This is a genomic window from Amycolatopsis sp. NPDC102522, from assembly GCF_055584485.1.
Map to the genome: position 1 here is coordinate 12547 of NZ_JBVJLY010000017.1, position 21004 is coordinate 33550.

Genomic DNA, 21004 nt, shown 5'->3' on the forward strand with positions numbered 1-21004 from the left:
CACCGTGTACCGGATACTGCTCGCCGCGACACGCGTCTGCCTGTTCGCCTTCCTGCTCGGCGGCTTCGTCGTAGTCGCCGGGCAAACACTCGGCATCGTCATCGGCTCCGGGCCGATCATGACGACGTTCGGCACCGACGTCGCCGACAACGTCTGTGTCATGGCCGGGATCGCGGGCATCCTCGCGTTCCTCTTGCTCTACACACGGGAAGGACGCGAGAACGCACCCGACGAGTAATACGTCCACGATTCGCCGAGCACCACCCCCGCACCGCGTACCGCCATCTGCGGTCGATGGCGGTACGCGGGCTCTCTCCCCCTCTTCAGCATGGCCGCCGGCGTTCCGTCAAAATGGTCCACACCGAGCAGGCGTGCCTTCGGACCTTGTGCGCTCCGGCGTCCACAGCGGACGAACTGGAGTCAGTTGAGGTCATGGCCGCAAGACTGTCGAGCAGGCTTCCCAGGCCGGTGGAAGCCGTGTCGCTAACCTCGCTCACTAGGGTTGGGCAGATCCTCGGCTCGATGCTGTGCCGTCGACGAAGGTCACCTCGGCCTCGGTTGCCAAGTCGCTTGCCCCCTTGGCGGCCTGCGGCTGACGAAGCGGGTGACCTCCGTTCCGAAGCACGTCGCTGATGCCCCCGCCGCGGATCACCGGGCCACACCGAGTCCCTGGGTGATCCGGTGTGCCGCCTCCGCGACGGCGCGGCCGTGTTCGTCGAACACCGCCTCGGTCATCCGCACGGTCGGGCCGGACACGGACACGGCACCGATCGGGTGGCCGTCCGCGTCCAGGATCGCCGCGCCGACGGCGACGATGCCGTCACTGAGGCCTTCCTGGTTGAGCGACCAGCCACGGGCCCGAATTTCCGCCAGCCGGGCACGCAGCGCGTCCGGATCGACGATGGTGCGCCGGGTACGTTCTTCCAGGGCGCCGCCCTTGAGGTAGGCGCGAGTCCCCGGCAAACTGTGGACGGTGGTCGGCCGGGCCTCCCCCGCGTCGACAACCTGGTGACCCGCGCCGACTAGTTCTTCCCGCGTCGGTACTCGCTGGGGCTGCAACCGTGTTCTCTGCGGAAAGTGCGCGAGAAGTAGAACGCGTCGTTGTAGCCGACGGTCCTGGCGATCTCGGAGATGTCGCGGGACGTGGTGGCCAGCAGCTCGCGCGCTCGGGCCATCCGCAGGCGCTTGGCGTATTCGACCACGCCGCAGCCCGCCGCCATCCGGAACAGGGCCGCGAAGTGCGAGGGAGACAGGCCCGCCGTGCGCGCCAGCTCTTTGACGATCACCGGCTTCGCGAAGTTGTGCCGCAGGTACTCCAGCGCCTGGCGAACCGGCTCGGTGGGCCGGCGGGCTTCGTTCAGCGCGTCCGCGGCCAGCTGCGCCAGCAGGGTCCAGCCCGCGCCGGAGGCCGAGATGAGGTGCGGGAAGGTCTCGTCCCGTTCGAGGAAGCCGATGGCGTCGTCGATCGCCGAGACGGCCCGGTAGGCGTCGCGCACCTCGATGATGGCTTCGCCGCCCTCCGGCGTGACGACCGAGAGCAGCTCCGAGACCTGGGAGCCCGCGGCGTGCAGCCACCAGATCGTCCAGGGGTCGCGCGAATCGGCCCAGTAGAAGTGCGGGAGGGATGGGGGCAGGACGAGGGCGTTTCCCGACCTGATCACGCTCACCCTGCCGTCGACCTCGCAGTGCCCGACCCCGTCGGTGCAGACGATCACGACGGCTTCCGGTGCGCTGCGCGGGCGGCGCATGCCGTGGTTGGCCGCGCTTGGGAAGTACCCGGCGTCGGTGACGAGCAGGCCCGAGGTCGGGGCTCTGCGCAGGGCCGACGCCACCAGCGGCCGCGGCAGCACGCGCAACCGCTGACCTGGGAAACCATCGGGCAACAGCATCCGCTCACCGTACAGCCGGCAGTCGAATCGTCCAGGTGACTCGGTCGATTCGGCCATCCCGCCGGACGGGTGCCCCGGCATAGCGTTGCCGCATGTCACAGGGTGAATCGACGCTGATCCTGCCGTCCCGCCCCGCCGAGTACGCCGAGGCCGGGGTCGCGGCGTGGCGGGCGGGGGTGATGATCGACAGCTACCTTCCCGAGGCACCCGACCGGTATCCCGCCTACCTGGACCGGCGCGTCTATCAGGGCTCCTCCGGGCGGGTGTATCCCCTGCCGTTCCATGACCGGATCAGCCCGGTGAAGGCCCCGGCGGAGTGGGACGCGGTGCACCTGGAGAACCGCTGGCTGCGGCTGATGGTGCTGCCCGAGCTCGGGGGCCGTATTCACGTCGCTTTCGACCGAACCCGAGACTACGACTTCTTCTATCGCAACCCGGTGATCAAGCCCGCTCTCGTCGGCCTGACCGGCCCGTGGATCTCCGGCGGAGTCGAGTTCAACTGGCCGCAGCACCATCGCCCCGCCACATTCCTACCGGCCGACGTCGAGATCGAACACGAGCCCGACGGCGCCGTGACCGTGTGGTGCTCCGACCACGACCCCTTCGACCGGATGAAGGGGATGCACGGCGTCCGGATGCGGCCCGACAGCTCCGTCCTGGAGTTGCGGGTGCGGCTGTACAACCGCTGCGAGCGGACCAGGACGTTCCTGTGGTGGACGAACATCGCCGCGCGAGCGGATGAGAACTACCAGTCGTTCTTCCCCCGTGACGTGCGCGTGGTCGCCGATCACGCCAAGCGCGCGACGACCGGCTTCCCCGCCGCGGATCAGGCCTACTACGGGGTCGACTACCCCGCCCGGCACGACGAGGTCGGCACGGTCGCCGGTGGCGTGCGGGTCCCCGGCGACCGGCTTGACTGGTACCGCAACATCCCGGTGCCGACCTCGTACATGTGTGTGGGCAGCAAGGAGACGTTCTTCGGCGGCTACGACCATGCCGCGCGGGCCGGGTTCGTGCACGTCGCCGATCGGCAGATCGCTGTCGGGAAGAAGCAGTGGACTTGGGGTGCTTCGGAGTTCGGTGACGCGTGGGGCCGCAATCTGACCGACGACGGTTCGGCCTATGTCGAACTGATGGCCGGGGTCTTCACCGACAACCAGCCGGACTTCTCCTTCATCGCGCCCGGGGAGACGAAGGTGTTTTCCCAGTTCTGGTATCCGATTCAGGAGATCGGTCCGGTGCAGGCGGCGACGGTGGACGCCGCGGTGCGGGTGGACCTCCGGGGAACGAGCGCGCGGGTCGGAGTCGCGGTGACGGCCGACCGCCCCGGATGCCGCTTGTCGCTCGTCGACGGCGCTGGGGCCGAGGTCGCCGAGGTGCGCGCCGACATCGCGCCGGGCAAGCCCTTCCAGGAGAACATCACGCTGACACAGCCCGCTGACCGGCTCGTGCTGCGCGTCCTCCACGATGACGAACTGTTGGTGGAGTGGGATTCCCTGGTTCCCAGTGCGGACGATCAAGTCACCCCGGCACGCGAGCCCGCCGCGCCCGAGGACGTGCCGACCGTCGAAGAGCTGGCCGTGATCGGCGCGCACCTCGATCAGTACCGGCACGCGACGCGCTCGCCGGAGCCGTACTGGCGTGAGGCGTTGCGCCGCGATCCCGCGCAGGTCGCGGTCAATGTCGGGCTAGCCGGGCGCGCGTACCAGCGTGGCGACTTCGCTGAGGCGGAGAAGTTGTTGCAGGTAGCCGTTTCGCGGCTGAAGACCTTGAACCCCAACCCGGTCGACACGACCGCGCTCTACTGCCTCGGTCTCGTATTGGAGCGACTCGGCCGGACCGAAGAGGCTTACGACGCATACGGTTCCAGCTCCTGGGCGCGTGCGTGGCGGGCACCGGCGGGCTATCGCATGGCGCGCATCGACGCCGCATACGGGCGGAACAGGGAGTCGCTGGCCAGGCTTCAGGATGTGCTGCGCACCGAGCCGGAGCACCTGCAAGCCCGTGCGCTCCAGGTGATCGTGTTGCGCCGTAACGGAAAAGACGAGCAAGCGGCAGAACTCGCCGAAGCCACCCGTGCGCTTGATCCCTTGGACTGGTGGACGCGCGATCTGCTTGACCTGCCTCTCACCACGGACGCGCAGACCTGCCTTGACATCGCGCTGGAGTACGTCGGCGTCGGTGAGCACGACGCGGCACTGCGGGTGCTCGACGTCGCCCGCGAGCGGGAGGGTGCTCGCGCGATCGGGCAGACAGCGGCCGGGCCGTTGCTGGAGTACTACCGAGCCGAGGTGCTGCGCAGGCTGGGCAGAGACCACGAAGCGCGTGAAGCCGTTGAGAGGGCGCAAACTCTCGACGCGACGTGGTGTTTTCCTTCGCGGTTGGACGACGCGTTGACGTTGGAGCGGGCCGCGAGTTCCGACGAAACGGACGCGCGGGCTCGCGCGCTGCTCGGACACTGGCTCTACGCCAACGGACGCCCTGATGACGCGTGCACGGCCTGGAACGCGGCGGCGGCGATCGACCCGGATGACCCTGTGGTGTGGCGGAATCTGGGGCTCGCGGCCTTCAACCACCTCGGTGACGCCGACCAGGCATGCGCGGCCTACGACACCGCGCTCGCCGTCGCGGGGGACGACGCCAGGTTGATCTTCGAGCGCGACCAGCTCAGTGCGAGGCGCGGCGTGCCGCCCGCACAACGGCTGGACTGGCTCCTGCGGAACCGTGCCCTGGTCGAGACGCGGGACGACGCCACCATCGAGCTCGCGCACCTGCTGATCACCGCCGAACGGCTCGACGAGGCCCGCGAACTGCTGCTCGGCCGCACCTTCCAGCCATGGGAGGGCGGCGAGGGCGACGTGCTGCGCGTGTGGGACCGGCTGTGCCGTTCGCGATCCACAGTGGACGACGCGTTCGCGCCGCCGGAATCCCTCAGCGAGGCAAGGCATCCGCTCGCGAACACCGCGCAGCTGCACCTGATGCGGGGTGACCTGCTCGGCGATCGGGCGGCGTGGGAGCTGGCCGCCGCACAGCAGGGCGACTTCCTGGGGATGAGTACCCAGCCCTACTCCGAGGCGACCTACTCTTCGATTCTCGCGCTGCGCAGGCTTGGTCGCACCGAGGAAGCCGACCGGCTCACCGAGGCCTTGCGCGCCTTCTGCGACACGCTGGAGGCGAGCCCGGCGACCGTGGACTACTTCGCGACTTCGCTGCCGTCGATGTTGTTGTTCACCGAGGATCTGGCCGCCGCACAGCTGCGCCGAGTCCGCTTTCTGCGAGCGCAGCTCGACATTCTCGACGGGCAGCACGCACGCGCGGGTGACCGGTTGGCCGCGCTGCTGACCGAGGACCCGCACCACGTCGACGCGCTGGACCTCGCCCGATCGATTCGGACTCCGACGCGGTGACGGCGTCTGTGCACCGTCACCGCGTGCGGGATTCCTTACGCGTCAGGGGTGTCCGCCACGGTTCCGGTCGCGGCCGCGTCGGCGTAGTTCGCGAGACGCTCGGCCATCGGGACCCCGGCGCGATGGGCTCGCCGCCCGGTGCCGCCGCGCTGCCACGGCGCCGGGCCGGTCAGCGGGCGGAACTCGACTCCGGCCGCCGCCAGCCGGTCGAGGTGGCGGGGCAGCCGCCGGTGGAGATCCTGGGTGCCGGAGCCCCAAGCGATCTCCGCGAAGGCACACGTTCGCGGGTACAGGAGGTAGTCGACCAGGCGTGGGTCCTCGACGAACTCGGTCCACATCTGGCACTGGATCCCTTGCACACGAGCACTTTCGACCTCGGACCAGTCCGGCGGGATCGGCTCCCACGAGATGACGTCGCCGAGGGTGACCGGGCCGCCGATCGCGAGTGGCTCGTCGGGGTGAGCCTGCTGAAAATAGTCGAAGTAGGTCGGCATGACCGGCGAGAGCACGACGTCGTGACCGGCCGCCACCGCCCGGCGGGCGACCTCCGCGCCACGCCACGCCATGACCAGCGTGGTGGTCGATTCCGCGTCGGCGGCGGTTCCTTGCGCGGCGAAGCTGTCGTCCCACGTGACCGGTGTCTTGCCGTGCTCGGCCAGCATCCGCCGCACTTCGGCCATCAGGGCGGCGAAGATCTCGGCGCTCCCGGAAAGCTTCCGCTCGCCGGCGAACGCACGCACCACCGAATCGTCGTCCCACGCCCGCAGGACGGACTCGTCGCCACCGACGTGCACGTAAGGGGAAGGGAACAGCGGGAGCAGCTCGTCGAACAGGAGACGCAGGAACTCCAGGGACCGCTCCGACGGAGCCAGGAGCGCGTCGTGCACACCCCAGTTCGGGTGCACCGCGCGATCCGGCACGGCCGGGGACCCGAACTCCGGGTAGGCGGCCAGCAAGGCGCCGGTGTGGCCGGGAACGCCGATCTCCGGGACGACCGTGATCGCGCGGTCCGCCGCGTAGGCGACGATCTCCGCGAGGTCGTCGCGAGTGTAGTAGCCGCCGTGCGGTGTGCCGTCGTGGACGACCTCGTCGGAGTAGTGGCTGACCTGGCTGGTCGCCCGCCAGCTGCCGACTTCGTGCAGGCGCGGGAAACGAAGACTCTCCACCCGCCAGCCCTGGTCGTCGCTGAGGTGCAGGTGCAGGGTGTTCAGCTTGTGCGCGCTCATCAGGTCGAGGTGGCGCAACACTTCCCGCTTGGGCAGGAAGTGCCGGGCGACGTCGAGGAGCATTCCGCGCCAACGGAATCGTGGGCTGTCCTCGACGCGGACGACCGGCGCGATCCACACGATGTCCGACGGCGCGGCCTGTCGGTACGCGGCGTCGGAAAGGAGCTGTCGCAGGGTTTGCACGGCGTACACGACACCGGAACGGTCCGCCGCGGTGACGGTCACTCCGGCCTCGGTCACGTCGAGCACGTAACCCTCGGGAGGAGTCGCGCCCGCGCGGAGCAGCACCTGCAGACCCGCGGATTCGGTGACGACCGTGCTGCGCATGGGCAGCAGCGCGATCGCCCGCAGAACCGCCGCCCGTTCCTCCACCGGCACGTCCAGGCGCACCGGGAGTTCGGCCGGAAGCTGGAGCACCCCCGCGCCGAGCAGCACCGAATCCGGTCGGGGAACAAGGTGCGCCGCCCGCTCTCGCGCGTCGTCGTGGCTCATGGTCGCTGCCTCCTTGGATGCGTAAACATGTTTCTTTCTGTTCATTCGCCATCTAGAGTAGGCACATAATGCGCATTTCAGGCACTGTATGCGCATAAACAAACGAAAGCCACCACGAAGGGACGACGATGTACCTTCCGATCGCCGAGGTCGCCTGTGTGCCGGCCCGAGCCCGCGTCTTCGAGCAGGGCTGGCAGTCCTGGAGTCCCACCGGCACCTACCCGGGTGACGCGACCTCGCCCCGGCCGTCCTCGGCGCAGATCGCGGCGAGCTGCTTCCGCTTCGACCGGCCGATGCCCGAGTCCGGCTTCCAGGGCGAGGGACTTGTCGTGATCGACCCGGGAGACGGCGGCCCGGTGCGGTCGTGGTCCGCGGTGGATCACTCCGCCGAAGTCCCCTCCATCCGCGTACAGGCGCTCGGGGACCGGCTCGTCGTCTCCAGCCTGGGCGCGGTCCGGGAGACCGAGCACGCCGACCTCCCGAGCGCGCTCGTCGCCTGGGCCGAGGAGTTGGCGGCCGTCGGTGGCGTGACGGCGGTCCGTCCGCTCGGTCCGGGGTGGAGCAGCTGGTACGGGCACTGGAACAAGGTCACCGAGCAGGACATCGCCGACACCCTGGTGCACGCCGAACGGCTGGAGCTGCCGCTGGAGATCATCCAGCTCGACGACGGCTACCAGAGCGCGATCGGGGACTGGCTCGACATCCGGCCGGGCTTCGGATCCCTTGAAGGAGTGACGAAACGCGTCGCCGACACCGGGCGGCGCGCGGGTATCTGGCTGACGCCGTTCTTCGTCGCCGCCGACAGCCGGGTGGCGACCGAACATCCGGACTGGCTGGTGCGGGGCACGCCCGCGATGCGCGAGTGGGACCGGGACATCGCGGTGCTCGACGTGACGCATCCGGACGCGGCGGAGCATCTCGGCGGCGTGTTCAGATCCCTTGTGGCGACAGGGTTTTCGTTCTTCAAGATCGACTACATCTACGCCGGAGCGCACCCCGGCTCGCGGCACGCCGACGTGTCGGGCCACGACGCCTACGTGGCGGGGATGCGGATCATCCGCGAGGCTGTCGGGCCGGAGTCGACCGTTCTCGGTTGCGGCGCACCGATGCTGCCCAGTGTGGGACTCGTCGACGCCATGCGGGTCAGCCCGGACACCGCGGTCGCCGTCGAACCCGAGTCCGGGGACGTCAGTCAGCCCTCGCAGCTCGGCGCGCGGCTGGCCGGGGCCGCGCGGGAGTTCATGCACGGCCGGTTGTGGGTCAACGATCCCGACTGCCTGCTGGTGTCCCCGCGCGTGGAAGACCGCGCCGGCTGGGCGGATCACGTGGCCTCCAGCGGTGGGTGGCGGTGTTCGAGCGATCGCCTCGCCGACCTCGACGAATGGGGAGCCACGCGCACCCGCGAGCTGCTCACGCCCTCGACCAGTCCTGCCTGATCTCTCCGGAAGGGAGTCCGCCATGGCTCAGGTCCTCACGGTGCCGACCCCGCCGCCACCGGTCTCGACCCGGCAGGCGTCGCCACCGGGACGTCGTCGGCGGGTGCGGGAAACCCTGACGGCATATGCCTTCGTGGCCCCGAGCCTGTTCGGCGTCGTCGCGTTCCTGTTGCTGCCGGTACTGATCGTCGCCGGGCTGAGCCTGTTCGACTGGAAGCTGCTGGCCACGCCGGAGTTCGTCGGGCTGGCCAACTACGAGCGGCTCTTCGCCGACGGCGGGATCGGCCACTCGCTGCTGGTGACCATCGCCTACGTGGTCCTGACCATCCCGGTGCAGACGGTGCTGGCCCTGTTGCTCGCGCTGCTGCTCAACCAGCGAGTGCGCGGCGTGAAGATCTTTCGCGCGCTGTTCGTCCTGCCCTGGATGGCGACGCCGGTGGTGATGGGCCTGGTGTGGGGCTGGATCTTCGACCCGGCAGGAGGCGCGGTCAACTCCTTCCTGTCGATCTTCGGGATCGACGGGCCGAGCTGGCTGTCCTCGGCGAGCCTCGCGCTGCCCTCGGTGGCGGCGACGCAGGTGTGGCAGTTCGCGGGCTACAACATGCTGTTCTTCCTCGCCGGGTTGCAGGCCATCCCGAAGGACTTCTACCAGGCGGCCGCGCTGGACGGGGCGTCGCCGGTCCGGCAGTTCTTCTCGATCACGCTGCCGCTGTTGCGCCCGACGCTGTTCTTCGTCCTCGTCACCAACGTGATCGGCTCGTTCCAGGTCTTCGACACCGTTTTCGTGATGACCAACGGCGGTCCCGGCAACAGCACCGAGGTCATCAACTACACGATCTACCAGACCGCGTTCCGGCAGTTCGATTTCGGCTACGCCTCCGCCATCGCGGTGGTGCTGTTCCTGATCATCCTCGCCGTCACCATGGCGCAGGTCCGGTACTTCAACCGCACCACGACCTACGACCTGACCTGAGAGGGGCCGACCGTGACCACGACCACCCGGCGACGGCGGCCTTCCCGCCGCGTCGCCCTCTACGCGACGCTGATCATCGGGGCGGCCATGTCGGTCTTCCCGTACTGGCTGATCGTCTCGACCGCGTTGAAACCGCGCGGTGAGCTCTTCGAGGCGGCACCGTGGGCGCCGCCGTCCTCGCCGACGCTGGAGAACCTCGGCGCGCTACTGAGCTCGGACTTCGCGCAGTCCATCCTCAACACCTTCATCTTCGTCACCGTTCTGACCGTCGGGCAGCTGATCTTCACCACGCTGGCGGCGTACGCGTTCGCGCGCTTGGATTTCCGGGGCCGCAACGCGCTGTTCTGGCTGTACCTGGCCACCCTGATGGTGCCCAACGTGGTGACCCTGATCCCGCTGTTCCTGATCATGCGTGAGCTGGACCTGGTGAACAGCTGGTACGGGCTCGTCGCACCGTACGTCTTCGGCACGCCGTACGGGATTTTCCTGATGCGCCAGTTCTTCCGCAGCATCCCGCGCGAGATCGAGGAGGCCGCGCGGATGGACGGCGCGGGGCATCTGACCATCCTGTGGCGGATCATCCTGCCGCTGAGCAGGCCGATCCTGGCCACGCTGGCGATCGTCACGGTGATCTCGTCCTGGAACAACTTCCTGTGGCCGCTGATCATCACCAGCAGCGAGGACACCCGCGTGGTCACCGTCGCGATCGCCGCCCTGCGCTCGGAGATCGGCATCGACTACACCCGGATGATGGCGGGCAGCCTGCTCACGCTGCTGCCGATGCTGCTCGTCTTCGTCTTCTTCCAGCGCTACATCGTCCGGTCGGTCGCACTGACCGGACTCAAGTGACACAAAGGAGTGTCCCCATGAAGCTCTCGATTTTCCGGCGGAAGACGCTCAGCGCGCTGACAGTCGGCGCATTGGTCGGGCTGGTCGCCGCCTGCGGCGGCAGCAGTGACGGCAAGACGACACTGACCTACCGGATCTGGGACGAGCAGCAGCAGAAGGGCTACGAGAAGGTCTTCGCGGCGTTCAAGGAGAAGCATCCCGACATCGACGTCAAGATCGAGCTTCAGCCCTACGACCAATACTGGACCAAGCTCGTCACCGAGATGGTCTCCGGCACCGCCCCCGACGTGTTCTGGATGACACCCGCGAACTTCCCCGAACTGGCGACGCAGGGCGCGTTGATGGACGTCTCCGCCGCCGTGGAGCAGTCCGGCCTCGCCAAGGACAAGTACCACCCCAACGTCGTGGATTCCTTTACCTACAAGGAAAAGATGTACGCCGTCCCCAAGGACTGGGGCGTACCGGGGATGCTCTACAACAAGCAGGTCTTCGCCGAGGCCGGCGTCGAGATGCCCACCGAGCCGCTGACCTGGGCCCCCGACGGATCCGGGACGTTCCTGCCACTGATGCGGAAGCTCACCGTCGACGTGAACGGCAAGCACCCCGATGAAGCCGGCTTCGATCCGGGCAAGGTCAAGCGGTGGGGCTTCGCCTCCTGGAACCACTCGGGCACCCAGTGGCTGAACTGGATCCCGAGCAACGGCGGCACGACGATCACCAAGCCCTACGGCACGTTCAACTTCAACGAGCCCGCTTCGGTCGAGGCGTTGCAGTGGGGCGTCGACCTGATCAAGAAGTGGCACGTGTCCCCGCCCGCCGAGCAGACCAACCCACCCGCCGGCCGGGCGACCGAGATGTTCCAGCGTGGCGAGGTCGCGGTCTTCCCGGCCAACAACGCGCTGCTGCCCTTCGTCGCCCCCGGCTCGGCCTTCCCGATCGGCACCGCGTCGCTTCCCGCGGGCAAGGCGGGCCGCGTCGTGATCATCAACGGCCTCGGCGAGGCGGTCTACTCCCGCAGCGAGCATCCCGAGCAGGCCAAGCAGCTCGTGTCGTTCCTGGCCACCCCGCAGGCGCAGTCGATCATGGCCGAGGGTGGCTATGTCTTCCCTGCGATCAACGACCTCGCCCCGCGCTACGTCGAGCACTGGAAGGCCAAGGGCATCGACACCCAGCCGTTCCTGGACGAGGCGCGCGGCAAGACGGTGAACTTCCCGATCGTGTCCGGCTTCGCCGCGGCGGAACCCAAAATCAACCAGATCTTCAACGACATGTACCTCGGATCGGTCACCGTCCCCGACGCCGCCGGGGAGGCTGTCAAACAGGGCAACGCCCTGCTCCGTCCCGAGAAGTAAGGAGGCCTGCCATGTCCGCATCACCCAAGAGATGGCGCGCGGCGGCGATCGCCACCGCCGCTTTGCTGACCGTCTCACTGGCGCCGGCCGCGACGGCCGCGCCAGCGCCCGGGGTGCCCGTGCAGCTGCTGTCGATCACCGACCTGCACGGCTACTTCGGCGAGTACACCACGACCGTGCCCGGCTCGCGTGCCGGTGAGCCCGCGAAAACCGTCGGTGGCGGGGCGTATCTCGCCTCGCATCTCGACCGGCTGCGCGCACCGGAGAACTCCGTACTGTTCTCCGCGGGCGACGACTTCTCCGGCTGGCCGTCGGAGACCGCGTGGTTCTGGAACGAGCCGACGATCGAGTACATGAACATGATCGGTGTCGAGTTCTCCACCGTGGGCAACCACGAGATCGACCGGAAACCGGCCTATCTCAAGCACATGATGGAGGGCACCTGCCGGGGCCGCCCCGACCGCGACCTCTGCTTCACCGACTCGACCGGGAAACGCTTCCAGGGCGCGGACTTCGACTACTACTCCGCGAACGTGGTCAACGAAGCCACCGGCAGGCCGCTGGTCAAGCCGTACCACGTTCGGCAGGTCGACGACGGTCGCGGCGGCACGCTCCCGGTGGGATTCATCCACGCCACGACCACCCACACGCCGGAAGAGCAGCTCTCCTACTGGCCGAGCGAACTGAAGTTCCTGCCCGAGGCGGAGACGATCAACCGCTACGCCGAGGAGCTGCGCGGGCGGGGCGTCCAGGCCATCGTCGCCGTGGTACACGAAGGGTTCTCGCAAGCGGACGGGGCGGGGTACAACGACTGCACCGCACCGTTCGGCCCGCTCGCCGACATGAACAAGCAGATCAGCCCGGCGGTGGACGCCATCGTCGGCGGACACTGGCACGCGCTGGTGAACTGCATGCTGCCCGACCCGGCCGGTGATCCCCGTCCGGTGGTGGACGCGGCGAACCACGGCAGGCTGATCAACGAGATCAACCTGGAGCTGGATCCGGCGACCGGCGATGTCCGCCGAGACCGGACGAAGTCGGTCAGCCACGCCAACACCCGTGATGTCGCACCGGATCCCGAGGTGCAGCGGATGGCGAAGTACTGGAAGGACCGGCTCCCCGCGCGGGGTGACCAGCAGGTCGCCACGGTCACCGGAGATCTCACTCGCACCTCCGGCACCGACGAGGAGTCCACGCTCGGCAACGTCACCGCCGATGCGTTCCTCTGGGCGGCCAACAAGGACGGACAGGCCGATCTCGCGGTCGCGATGCCGGGAATCTTGCTGCGCGACATATCTTTCGCCCCCAATCCGGCCGATCCCGCGGACGCGCCGGGACGCGTGCTGTTCTCCGAACTGGTCTTCGGCACGGTCTACGAGAACGGCATCGGCCCGGCCGTCGTGCGCGGGACGGTGACCGGCGAGAAACTCGACGAGCTGATCGAGAGCCAATGGCAGCGAGGGGCCGACGGTGTCGTGACGTATCGGCACATGGCCGTTTCCGGCAATGTTTCCTACCCCTACGACCCCGGCGCCCCGCTCGGGCAACACGTCGACATCAAGAAGATCCGGATCAACGGGAAGCCGGTGAAGGCCGACCGCGAGTACCGGATCGCGACGCTGGCCAACAACTTCTTCGCCCGCAACGCCACACCCGGGTTCACGGCGCTTTTCGATGCCAGGAACCAGGACCGGAGCATCTACTCCGGTGCGGACGCGCTCTCGAAGTACCTGGAGGCGAGGTCGCCGGTCCGGCCGCCGAAGCTCGACCGGGTCCGGCCTCGCTGACTCACCTGAACCGGGACGGAGGGGTCGGCACGTGTTCGCTCATCGAGTCGAACTTGCGGACATAGGTCAGCCCCTCCGGGATCTCGATGCTGGTCGTCGAGGTCCAACCCCGGCTCAGGGTGGGCCAGTCGGGCACGTCGGGGTGGAAGTGCGGCCGGAACGGCTCGTAGCCGTCGATGAAGGCGGCCGGTTCCGACCTCGCCTGCCACCGGATGTCCGCCGACAACCGCAGCCTGTCGCTGAGGTTGGGGCGGGCCCCGTGCACGGTGAGGCTGCTGAACATGAGCACGTCCCCCTGGCCGAAGTGGGTGCTGCGCCAGTCGTCCACGCCGCTGCCCGCCACCTGCGCGGTCACCCCGCCGGGCCCCTCCGCCCGGGACACCCCGAGCACGCCGAGCTTGTGCGACCCGGCGAGGACCTCGAGCCCGCCGGCGTCGGCGGGACAGTCGGCGAGGGGGATCCACATGGTCAGGGTGTCGACGGCGCCCTGGATAAGGCGATAGTCCTGGTGAGCGGGCGTGGGGGTGGCCCGCGGCGTCGGCGCCGTGATGCGGGCGATGTGCATCGGGTGACAGAAGACCTCCTCGCCGAGCAGCCGCTGAGCCAGGCCGCGCAGCTCCTCCCGTTCGCTGAGCCCGTGGAAGGACTGCGTCGCCTGCACGGCGGAGTACATGCCGAAGAAGGTGGACTTGCCCTCCTCGACCGCCCTGTCGGACGCGCGCAGCTCGTGCGGCTCGGTACCGGAGGCCAGCCACCTGCTGTCGTGGAGCACGGCCGCGATGTCGGCGCGGACACCGGTGACGTAGTCGCTGGGCAGCAGGCCGGGGAAGTAGAGGTAGCCGTCCTCGGACATGCGCTCCCGGAGCGCCGCGACGTCGTCGACGATGTCGCTGGAGTCGATCAACTGTTTCATGTTCTGCCTCCGTCGTGGGGGTCTCAACGGATTCGACTGTAGGAAAGGCGGGGCATCGCGGACATGGCTGAACCTCCCGGGGAGATGACAGATCCTGCTGCGACGCCCTCGCCTCCGGCCGGGTTGCTCGTCGTCGGCGAGAGCACCTTCACCAAGCGCGTCGAGGCGATCCGGCCGACCGGCTCGCCGAGCTGGCTGCTCATGTGGACGACGCGAGGGCGCGGCGTCGTGCACCACGGGGACACGGCCCTGACCACCGGCGCGGGGCAGCTCGTGCTGATCGAACCCGGCGTGCGGCACACCTACGGAGTCGCGCCCGACGCCGGGGAATGGTCGCTGCTGTGGGCACACTTCCGGGCACCACGAGGAAACTGGCTCGGGACGAGCCGTCATCTGACACCGGCGGCGAGTGGCGCCGCGGAGGCCATCGACGCCGCCTTCGACCGGCTCCGCCGTTACGCCCGGCTCACCGGCGATCACATCCCGCCGTCGCCGGTTCACCTCCCGGCCTTCGCCACCCGCCCCGAACAGCAGGCCCTCGCCCTATGCGCGCTCGAAGAGATCGTGCGCCTGGCCGACCTCGCCGGTACTCCCGCCGCACCGCCGGGCCCTGACCCGCGCATCGCCCGCGTGCGGCAGCTCATCGCCGAGACACCGGAGGCCCCGCACACCCTGAACTTGCTCGCCGCCGTCGCCGGGCTGTCACCGTCGCGCTTCAGTCACCTTTACGCGAGGGCCACCGGCCACAGCCCCATGCAGGAGGTGCGCACCCACCGCCTGCACCGCGCGGCCCGGCTGCTGACCGGCACGGGAATGTCCGTCGCCGCGGTCGCCGTCACTGTCGGCTACGTCGACCAGTTCCACTTCAGCCGCGCGTTCCGCCGTGAGTTCGGCCTGCCGCCGAGCAGTTACCGGCACAACGGCGAGGTTCCCGGTTGGGACTGAGGTTCGACGGCAGCTACCTGCCATCTCTGTGTACACGGATGTGCGCGGAAGGTAAAGTTCCCTGCTCAGTGCCCGACTTTTGGACCCTGGGGAGGGGGACATGTCAGACACACCCGCCGGCGACGGTTCTCGGCCGCCTTCGGACAACAACACGAAACGGACGGCGGAGATCCTCGCCCTGATCACCGCGACCCTCACCATTCTCGCCTGGCTGGGGATAGCGAACGGGAAGGAGCTCGTCGCCTGGCTGGACAAAGACCGCCCCGCCCCCAGCTCGACCGCAAGGCCTGCCGAGCCTCCTGTGATCAGCCGGTCGCCATCACCTGTCCGGGAGACTTCGGAGGAGGAGACGACCTCACCCGAGACGACGCCAACGACTCCGACGACTCCGTCAACGACGGAACCACCGCTACCACCGGCCAGCGTCGGGGACTGCGTCGTGGTCGACAGCAGCGGGCGGTTCGTGGCGATCGGGAACTGCGACGGCAGCCGGGGGACGTATCAGGTGAACTCCGTCAGGTACCGGGGAAGTTGCGTCGACACGGAGTCCGCTTCCCTGGTGGAGGACGGATACCGGCTGTGCCTGGAGGTCCACCTGGTACGGGAACGCTGCTACGTGATCCCGGCACGAGGCTGGATCACCGGCGCGCCGAGCTGCCGGGAACCGGGAACCGTCTCCGTCGTCGACATCGTCGCCGGAGCCACGGACGACTCCGCCTGCACCCGCAGGTACAAATGGAACAAGTGGTACTCGTTCAACCATCCGCAGGTGGTTTACTGCGTGATGAAGTACTGACCCGGTCGACACATCTGTCCATAGTGGACAGGTGCGCGGCGACGGCAAGGAACGAAGACCCATGGCGGTGCGGGTGGTCGTGAGTGGTAAGTCGCGTTAGAACGACACTTGCCACTCACGACCACCCCAGCCGATGCACTCGCCAAGGAGCGGATTCACCCAGTGCGTGACGCCTGCCTTGATGAAGTCCGGTTCTTTGACCTGTTCCCGGTTCTTCTCCTGATCCGGCTACCGCCGCGGACGGCCGAGTGCGTGTTCGTAGGCGTAAATCGTGGCCTGCACCCGATCCCGCAGCCCGAGTTTGGCCAGCATCCGGGACATGTGCGTCTTGACGGTCGCCTCGGACAGGAACAGCCGCGCCGCGAGCTCCGCGTTGGAGAGCCCGTCGGTGAGCAGCACCAGCACCTCGCGCTCGCGGTCGGTCAGGGTGGCCAGTTCGGCGGGCGGTTTCGGTGGTGCACCGGGTGTTTTGGCGAACTGGTCGATCACTCGCCGGGTCACCGTCGGGTCCAGCAAGGCCCGGCCTCCGGCCACCACCCGCACGGCGTGCACCAGTTCCTCCGGCGGCGCTTTCTTCAGCAGGAACCCGCTCGCCCCGGCTCGCAGCGCCTCGTACACGTACGCGTCCACGTCGAAGGTGGTCAACACGATCACGCTGGTGAGCTCCGGTCGCGACGCGCAGAGCTGCCGGGTGGCCTCGATGCCGTCCAGCTCCGGCATCCGGATGTCCATCAGCGTGACATCGGGCCGGGTCCGCTTCGCGCATTCGACAGCCTCGACACCGGTAGTGGCCTCGCCGACCACCTCCAGATCGGGTTCACCGCCGAAGATCAGCCGGAAACCGGCACGAACGAGGTACTGGTCGTCGGCGAGCAGGATCCGGATGGTCATCGCGCCGCACCCGCCGTCGGAATGGACACGACGACCCGGAAACCGCGTTCGGGCAAGGGGCCGACTTCGAGGGTGCCGCCGTAGAGCGCGGCCCGCTCACGCATGCCGATCAGGCCGTGCCCGTCACCGGACGGCTTGCCGCTCACCGCCGACCCGTCGTCGCTGATCTCCAGGTGCACCGCGCGTGGCTCGTAGCGGATCGTCGCGTCGACCCGGCTCGCCTTGGCGTGTTTGAGCACGTTGGTCAACGCCTCCTGCAGGATCCGGTAGGTCGACAGGTCCACGCCGGGCTCCAGGTCACGCGGTTCACCGAGTACGCGCAGCTTCGCGGTCAGCCCGGCGGCGCGGGCGGGCCGCAGCAGCTCCTCCGCGTCCGCGAGGCGTGGCACGTCGACCGGCGGTTCCTCCAGTGGCGTGCGCAGCAGCTGGAGCACCCGTTGCATCTCCTCCTGCGCCTGCCTGCCGGTCTGCTCGACGACCTCGAGAGCGTCGTACTCGGCCCGCTGGTCGGAGTGCAACAGCCGACGGGCACCGCCGGCGTGCAGGGTCATCACACTGATGCTGTGCGCCACGACGTCGTGGAGTTCTCGGGCGATCCGCACCCTTTCCTCGGCCATCGCCGCCGCCGCGCGCTGCTGTGACAACTGCGCCCGCAGCGCCCCCATTTTCATGCTGTGCCCCACCAGCCAGGCCAGCACCATCAAAGAGCCGTGATACACGAAGTCGCCTACCGGTGGCCGCAGGTCGTTCTGCTCGATGAGCAGGGGAATCCAGGTCATCAGCAGGGTGAGCACCAGCGCCAGGAACGGCGAGCGGGCGTAGTAACCCGCCGACCCCACGACGACGAACGCGGTCAGCGTCTTGGTCAGGTTCCCGCTCTGCAGCGCGGGATCGATCAGCTCGGCCGCCTTGGGGAACATGAGCGCGACGATCAGCACCGCGTACGGCGCGCGGCGGCGCAGCAACAGCGACAGCGGGCCGGCCAGCCAGACCGCCACCGCGACCGGTTTCAGGTGGCCGTCCGGGCCGAAGTCCACCTGCGAGTCGATCACGCCCAACACGATCAGGGTGAACACGGCGAGCAATTCGGCCAACGGCCGGAACCGGCGCAGCCGATCGAATCCGGCCGCCGAGAACGGCATCGCACCCATGGCCCTACCTTCTACCCTCGCGGTGGAACGACGGTCCACGCGGAACACCGATGCCCGGAACGTCCACAGTGGACGTTCCGGGCACGGTCGATGGACCCGAACGTGTCAGCGGAGGTCGGTACCACCGCCGCCGGTAGTCTGCGTCACCCAGTCCTTGTAGGCCACCACCGAGGTGTAGATGGACGGCCCGGTCGCGCAGGTGGCGTCACCGTTGCCGCTGCGGCTGGTGTCACCGATGAGCTGCCATTCCTCGCCGCTCTTGACGATCTGCGGTCCGCCGGAGTCGCCGTAACAGGCGCCCGAGTTCTGGTTCGGGTTGTCCGTGCACAGCTCGACCTTGCCGTCGATGTCGCTGCACTTGTCGGCCTCGAGCACCTTGGTGTCCAGTTGCTGCAGCTCGTCGGGGACCTCGCCGCAACCCCGGGTCGGGCAGGTCTGGCCCCAGCCGATGATCCGCGACTCGGTGCCAGGATCGGCCTTGTCGGCGAGCTTGACCGGCTTGGAGGTGGCCTTCGCCGCCAGCTTGACCAGGGCGATGTCCGCGCCGGGCTTCTGACCGTCGTAATCCGGGTGGACCTTGATCTCCGCGGCCTGGGCCTCCTCGCCGCCTTGCGCCCAGGTCTTCGTGCCGATCCGCAGTTTCACCTGCTCGGGCTGGCCGTCCACCACACAGTGCGCGGCGGTGAGCACCCACTCCTCGCTGATCAGTGATCCGCCGCAGAAATGACTGCCGCTGGACTGCAGCGAAACCATGAACGAGTAGACCTGGTCCGCCGGCTGCCCGCCGATGATCTTCGGCGTGATCGGGTCGGCGCTCGCCGGTACGGCGGTGATCACGGCGATTCCGCAAGCTGCGGCCGCGGCCAGGCCGGCGGCCATGAAACGTGCCTTCATAGTGCGTTCCTTCCGGGTCCCCTTGGACGAGACATCACGGAAGGTAGGGATCTTGAACCACCGAGTGACACCTACTCAGGTAGGTCGCCGGTCAATCATAGGGATGACATCACGCCACGGATCGCCTCCATCATCCGTCCGGATGACCCTGCCCCGCCGAAAGGCGCTGGTAGCGGCCGTGGAGACGGGACTACTTCTCGATACAGCCCCCGAGTCCCCTGCTCGAGGGCGACAACGAGAAGGAGATCGACATGACGAACGGTTCGCGCCGCATGGCGTTGCTGGTGGGTACGGTCGCGGTGGCGGCGGCTTCGATCGCCGCCACCGCGACCAGCGCCATCGCCGCCCCGCCGCCGCCTCCGGTCAAGCCGTTCGTGGTCGGCGGCGAGGACACCACCACCCAGGAGAACCCCTTCGCGGTAGCGCTGCTGAGTGCGGACGGGCAGCGCCTGCGCGACACCCGCGGGCAGTTCTGCGGCGGCACCCTGGCCGCGAAGAACAAGATCGTCACCGCGGCGCACTGCACCGTGGACATCAAGGACAAGCCGGAGCAGGTCCAGGTCGCGATCGGCCGCACCAAGCTGTCCACCGAGGAGGGCAAGGTCTTCAAGGTCAAGGCCATCTGGGTGCACGAGAAGTACGACGCCGACAAGACCACGGCCGACGTCTCGGTGCTGACCCTGGACGGCGACACCGACGCCAAGCCGATGGAGCTGGCCGACAAGTCCGACGAGGGCTACAAGCCGGGCGCCGAGGCCGTGGCCTTGGGCTGGGGTCTGACCTCCGAAAACGGAGAGCAGTCGGACAACCTGAAGAAGGTCACGGTCCCGGTCGTTTCCGACGACGGCTGCAAGACCGCGTACCCGGACGGCTACGTGGCGGAAGCCCACGTGTGCGCCGGTGTCGAGGAAGGCGGCAAGGACACCTGTCAGGGCGACTCCGGCGGCCCCCTGGTCGGTTCCGGCGGCAAGCTGATCGGCGTCGTCTCGTGGGGCGAAGGCTGCGCCCAGCCTGGCAAGTACGGCGTCTACAGCCGCGTCTCGACCTACCTCGACGACATCGAGAAGCAACTCGATGGCGGCACCGACGCTCCCTGATCCCGACCGTGAGTGGGGCGGCCGCCTGCCGCCCCACTCACGCTTTCCAAACGGCAAATGGGAATTTCCCGTACCCGAAGGTCGACGAAAGTAGGTGGCCCCGGTCGTCCCGGGTCCGTGATGGTGAGTGACCTACTCAATCGGCCAGTGGGTCGGGAGGTGCGGGCGATTCCCAAAGTCGCGAAAAAGGCGATCCTGCACGGTGTCGTGGTGACGGTGGTGACCGTCGCCGCGGCAGTCGCGGTGGGCGTGGCGGGCAGGCACCAGGGCAACGGCGAACCGGGGACCACCTCCCCCACCCTTGCCGCCGATTTCTCGATGTCGGGCCCCTGGGACGCCCGGCTGCTCACCGACGGCGACGACCTGTGCAACGCGACGATCATCGCCCCGCGCTGGATGATCACCACCGCCCGGTGCGCCCGGCACCCCTCCGAGATCGAGGTCGATCTCGACAGCCAGAGCCGAGACAGGTCCCAGCCCGCGATCGTCTCCGTCGACAGCGTGCGAGCGCATCCGGACGCGGACCTGGCGCTGGTGCGGCTCGATCACGACGTACCGGGCCCCTACGCACCGCTGGGCGCCGAGAGCCCGCGAGAGGGGGCACAAGTACGGACCTACGGCTGGTCGATGTCCTGCGAGGGCAACGAAGTGCTGTGCGAGACCGATGTGCGGTCCGCGTCCAGCACACAGGTGACCACGGAAAAGTGCGGAGGAATGGCCATCATCTGTCTCGACCGGGACGAGGGCTGCGCGACCGAGAACGATTTCGCCCGGCCCCTGTTCGTTTCCGGGCCGGGCGGCGGCCGGTACCTGATCGGGCTGTCGGGTTCCTGCCACCCCGCCCCGGCCTACACCGACTTGACCCGGTACCGCGACTGGATCAGACAGATCGCGGGTGTCTGATGC

General features: G+C 68.4%; 18 protein-coding genes. 11 read left to right on the forward strand and 7 right to left on the reverse strand.

What is annotated here, in order from left to right; all coding sequences use genetic code 11:
* Positions 1-4: 4 nt before the first annotated feature.
* Positions 5-238, forward strand: coding sequence for a hypothetical protein (locus ACZ6YV_RS31020; RefSeq protein WP_465512979.1), 234 nt, complete (start codon positions 5-7; stop codon positions 236-238).
* Positions 239-648: 410 nt separating this feature from the next.
* Here ACZ6YV_RS31020 and ACZ6YV_RS31025 read toward each other — a convergent pair whose 3' ends face one another.
* Positions 649-963, reverse strand: coding sequence for an IclR family transcriptional regulator domain-containing protein (locus tag ACZ6YV_RS31025; RefSeq protein ID WP_465512980.1), 315 nt, complete (start codon positions 961-963; stop codon positions 649-651).
* 59 nt (positions 964-1022) lie between these two features.
* Positions 1023-1889, reverse strand: a complete 867-nt coding sequence (locus tag ACZ6YV_RS31030) for a helix-turn-helix domain-containing protein (RefSeq protein ID WP_465512981.1) — start codon at positions 1887-1889, stop codon at positions 1023-1025.
* Positions 1890-1981: 92 nt separating this feature from the next.
* Between ACZ6YV_RS31030 and ACZ6YV_RS31035 the strand changes: the two genes are divergently transcribed.
* On the forward strand, positions 1982-5296 hold the full coding sequence (locus ACZ6YV_RS31035) for a DUF5107 domain-containing protein (RefSeq protein WP_465512982.1): 3315 nt from the start codon (positions 1982-1984) through the stop codon (positions 5294-5296).
* 35 nt (positions 5297-5331) lie between these two features.
* Here the strand turns inward: ACZ6YV_RS31035 and ACZ6YV_RS31040 are convergent, their stop codons facing one another.
* Positions 5332-7014: a beta-N-acetylhexosaminidase gene (locus ACZ6YV_RS31040; RefSeq protein WP_465512983.1), complete on the reverse strand. Its 1683-nt coding sequence runs from the start codon at positions 7012-7014 to the stop codon at positions 5332-5334.
* 128 nt (positions 7015-7142) lie between these two features.
* Here ACZ6YV_RS31040 and ACZ6YV_RS31045 point away from each other — a divergent pair, with 128 nt between their 5' ends.
* The 5 genes from ACZ6YV_RS31045 to ACZ6YV_RS31065 are packed head-to-tail and all read left to right on the forward strand — an operon-like array spanning position 7143 to position 13411.
* Positions 7143-8450 (forward strand): glycoside hydrolase family 36 protein, encoded by a 1308-nt coding sequence (locus ACZ6YV_RS31045; RefSeq protein WP_465512984.1) that lies wholly within the window; start codon positions 7143-7145, stop codon positions 8448-8450.
* A 22-nt stretch (positions 8451-8472) separates the two neighbouring features.
* Positions 8473-9423: a carbohydrate ABC transporter permease gene (locus ACZ6YV_RS31050; RefSeq protein WP_465512985.1), complete on the forward strand. Its 951-nt coding sequence runs from the start codon at positions 8473-8475 to the stop codon at positions 9421-9423.
* A gap of 12 nt (positions 9424-9435) precedes the next feature.
* The gene (locus ACZ6YV_RS31055; RefSeq protein WP_465512986.1) at positions 9436-10272 is read left to right on the forward strand and encodes a carbohydrate ABC transporter permease; all 837 of its coding nucleotides are present in this window, start codon (positions 9436-9438) and stop codon (positions 10270-10272) included.
* 17 nt (positions 10273-10289) lie between these two features.
* A complete protein-coding gene (locus ACZ6YV_RS31060; RefSeq protein WP_465512987.1) occupies positions 10290-11624 on the forward strand; it encodes an ABC transporter substrate-binding protein in 1335 nt (444 codons plus the stop codon).
* An 11-nt stretch (positions 11625-11635) separates the two neighbouring features.
* The gene (locus ACZ6YV_RS31065) at positions 11636-13411 is read left to right on the forward strand and encodes a bifunctional metallophosphatase/5'-nucleotidase (RefSeq protein WP_465512988.1); all 1776 of its coding nucleotides are present in this window, start codon (positions 11636-11638) and stop codon (positions 13409-13411) included.
* A gap of 1 nt (position 13412) precedes the next feature.
* On the opposite strand, the gene ACZ6YV_RS31070 is transcribed toward ACZ6YV_RS31065, so the two are convergent.
* A complete protein-coding gene (locus ACZ6YV_RS31070) occupies positions 13413-14324 on the reverse strand; it encodes a phytanoyl-CoA dioxygenase family protein (protein WP_465512989.1) in 912 nt (303 codons plus the stop codon).
* Between the two features lie 84 nt (positions 14325-14408).
* Between ACZ6YV_RS31070 and ACZ6YV_RS31075 the strand changes: the two genes are divergently transcribed.
* A complete protein-coding gene (locus tag ACZ6YV_RS31075) occupies positions 14409-15269 on the forward strand; it encodes a helix-turn-helix domain-containing protein (protein WP_465512990.1) in 861 nt (286 codons plus the stop codon).
* Positions 15270-15369: 100 nt separating this feature from the next.
* Positions 15370-16065: a hypothetical protein gene (locus ACZ6YV_RS31080; RefSeq protein ID WP_465512991.1), complete on the forward strand. Its 696-nt coding sequence runs from the start codon at positions 15370-15372 to the stop codon at positions 16063-16065.
* A gap of 228 nt (positions 16066-16293) precedes the next feature.
* Here ACZ6YV_RS31080 and ACZ6YV_RS31085 read toward each other — a convergent pair whose 3' ends face one another.
* From ACZ6YV_RS31085 to ACZ6YV_RS31095, 3 genes are all read right to left on the reverse strand, one after another.
* Entirely contained in the window at positions 16294-16956 is a 663-nt protein-coding gene (locus ACZ6YV_RS31085) for a response regulator transcription factor (protein WP_465512992.1), read from the reverse strand.
* Entirely contained in the window at positions 16953-18107 is a 1155-nt protein-coding gene (locus ACZ6YV_RS31090) for a sensor histidine kinase (protein WP_465512993.1), read from the reverse strand. The genes ACZ6YV_RS31085 and ACZ6YV_RS31090 overlap by 4 nt, the downstream gene beginning before the upstream one ends.
* 105 nt (positions 18108-18212) lie before the next feature.
* Positions 18213-19001 (reverse strand): S1 family peptidase, encoded by a 789-nt coding sequence (locus tag ACZ6YV_RS31095; protein WP_465512994.1) that lies wholly within the window; start codon positions 18999-19001, stop codon positions 18213-18215.
* 251 nt (positions 19002-19252) lie between these two features.
* On the opposite strand from ACZ6YV_RS31095, the gene ACZ6YV_RS31100 reads away from it, so the two are divergent.
* Together ACZ6YV_RS31100 and ACZ6YV_RS31105 are read left to right on the forward strand one after the other, a co-directional pair.
* A complete protein-coding gene (locus tag ACZ6YV_RS31100) occupies positions 19253-20098 on the forward strand; it encodes a S1 family peptidase (RefSeq protein ID WP_465512995.1) in 846 nt (281 codons plus the stop codon).
* A gap of 159 nt (positions 20099-20257) precedes the next feature.
* Positions 20258-21001, forward strand: coding sequence for a trypsin-like serine protease (locus ACZ6YV_RS31105; RefSeq protein ID WP_465512996.1), 744 nt, complete (start codon positions 20258-20260; stop codon positions 20999-21001).
* Positions 21002-21004 lie beyond the last annotated feature (3 nt).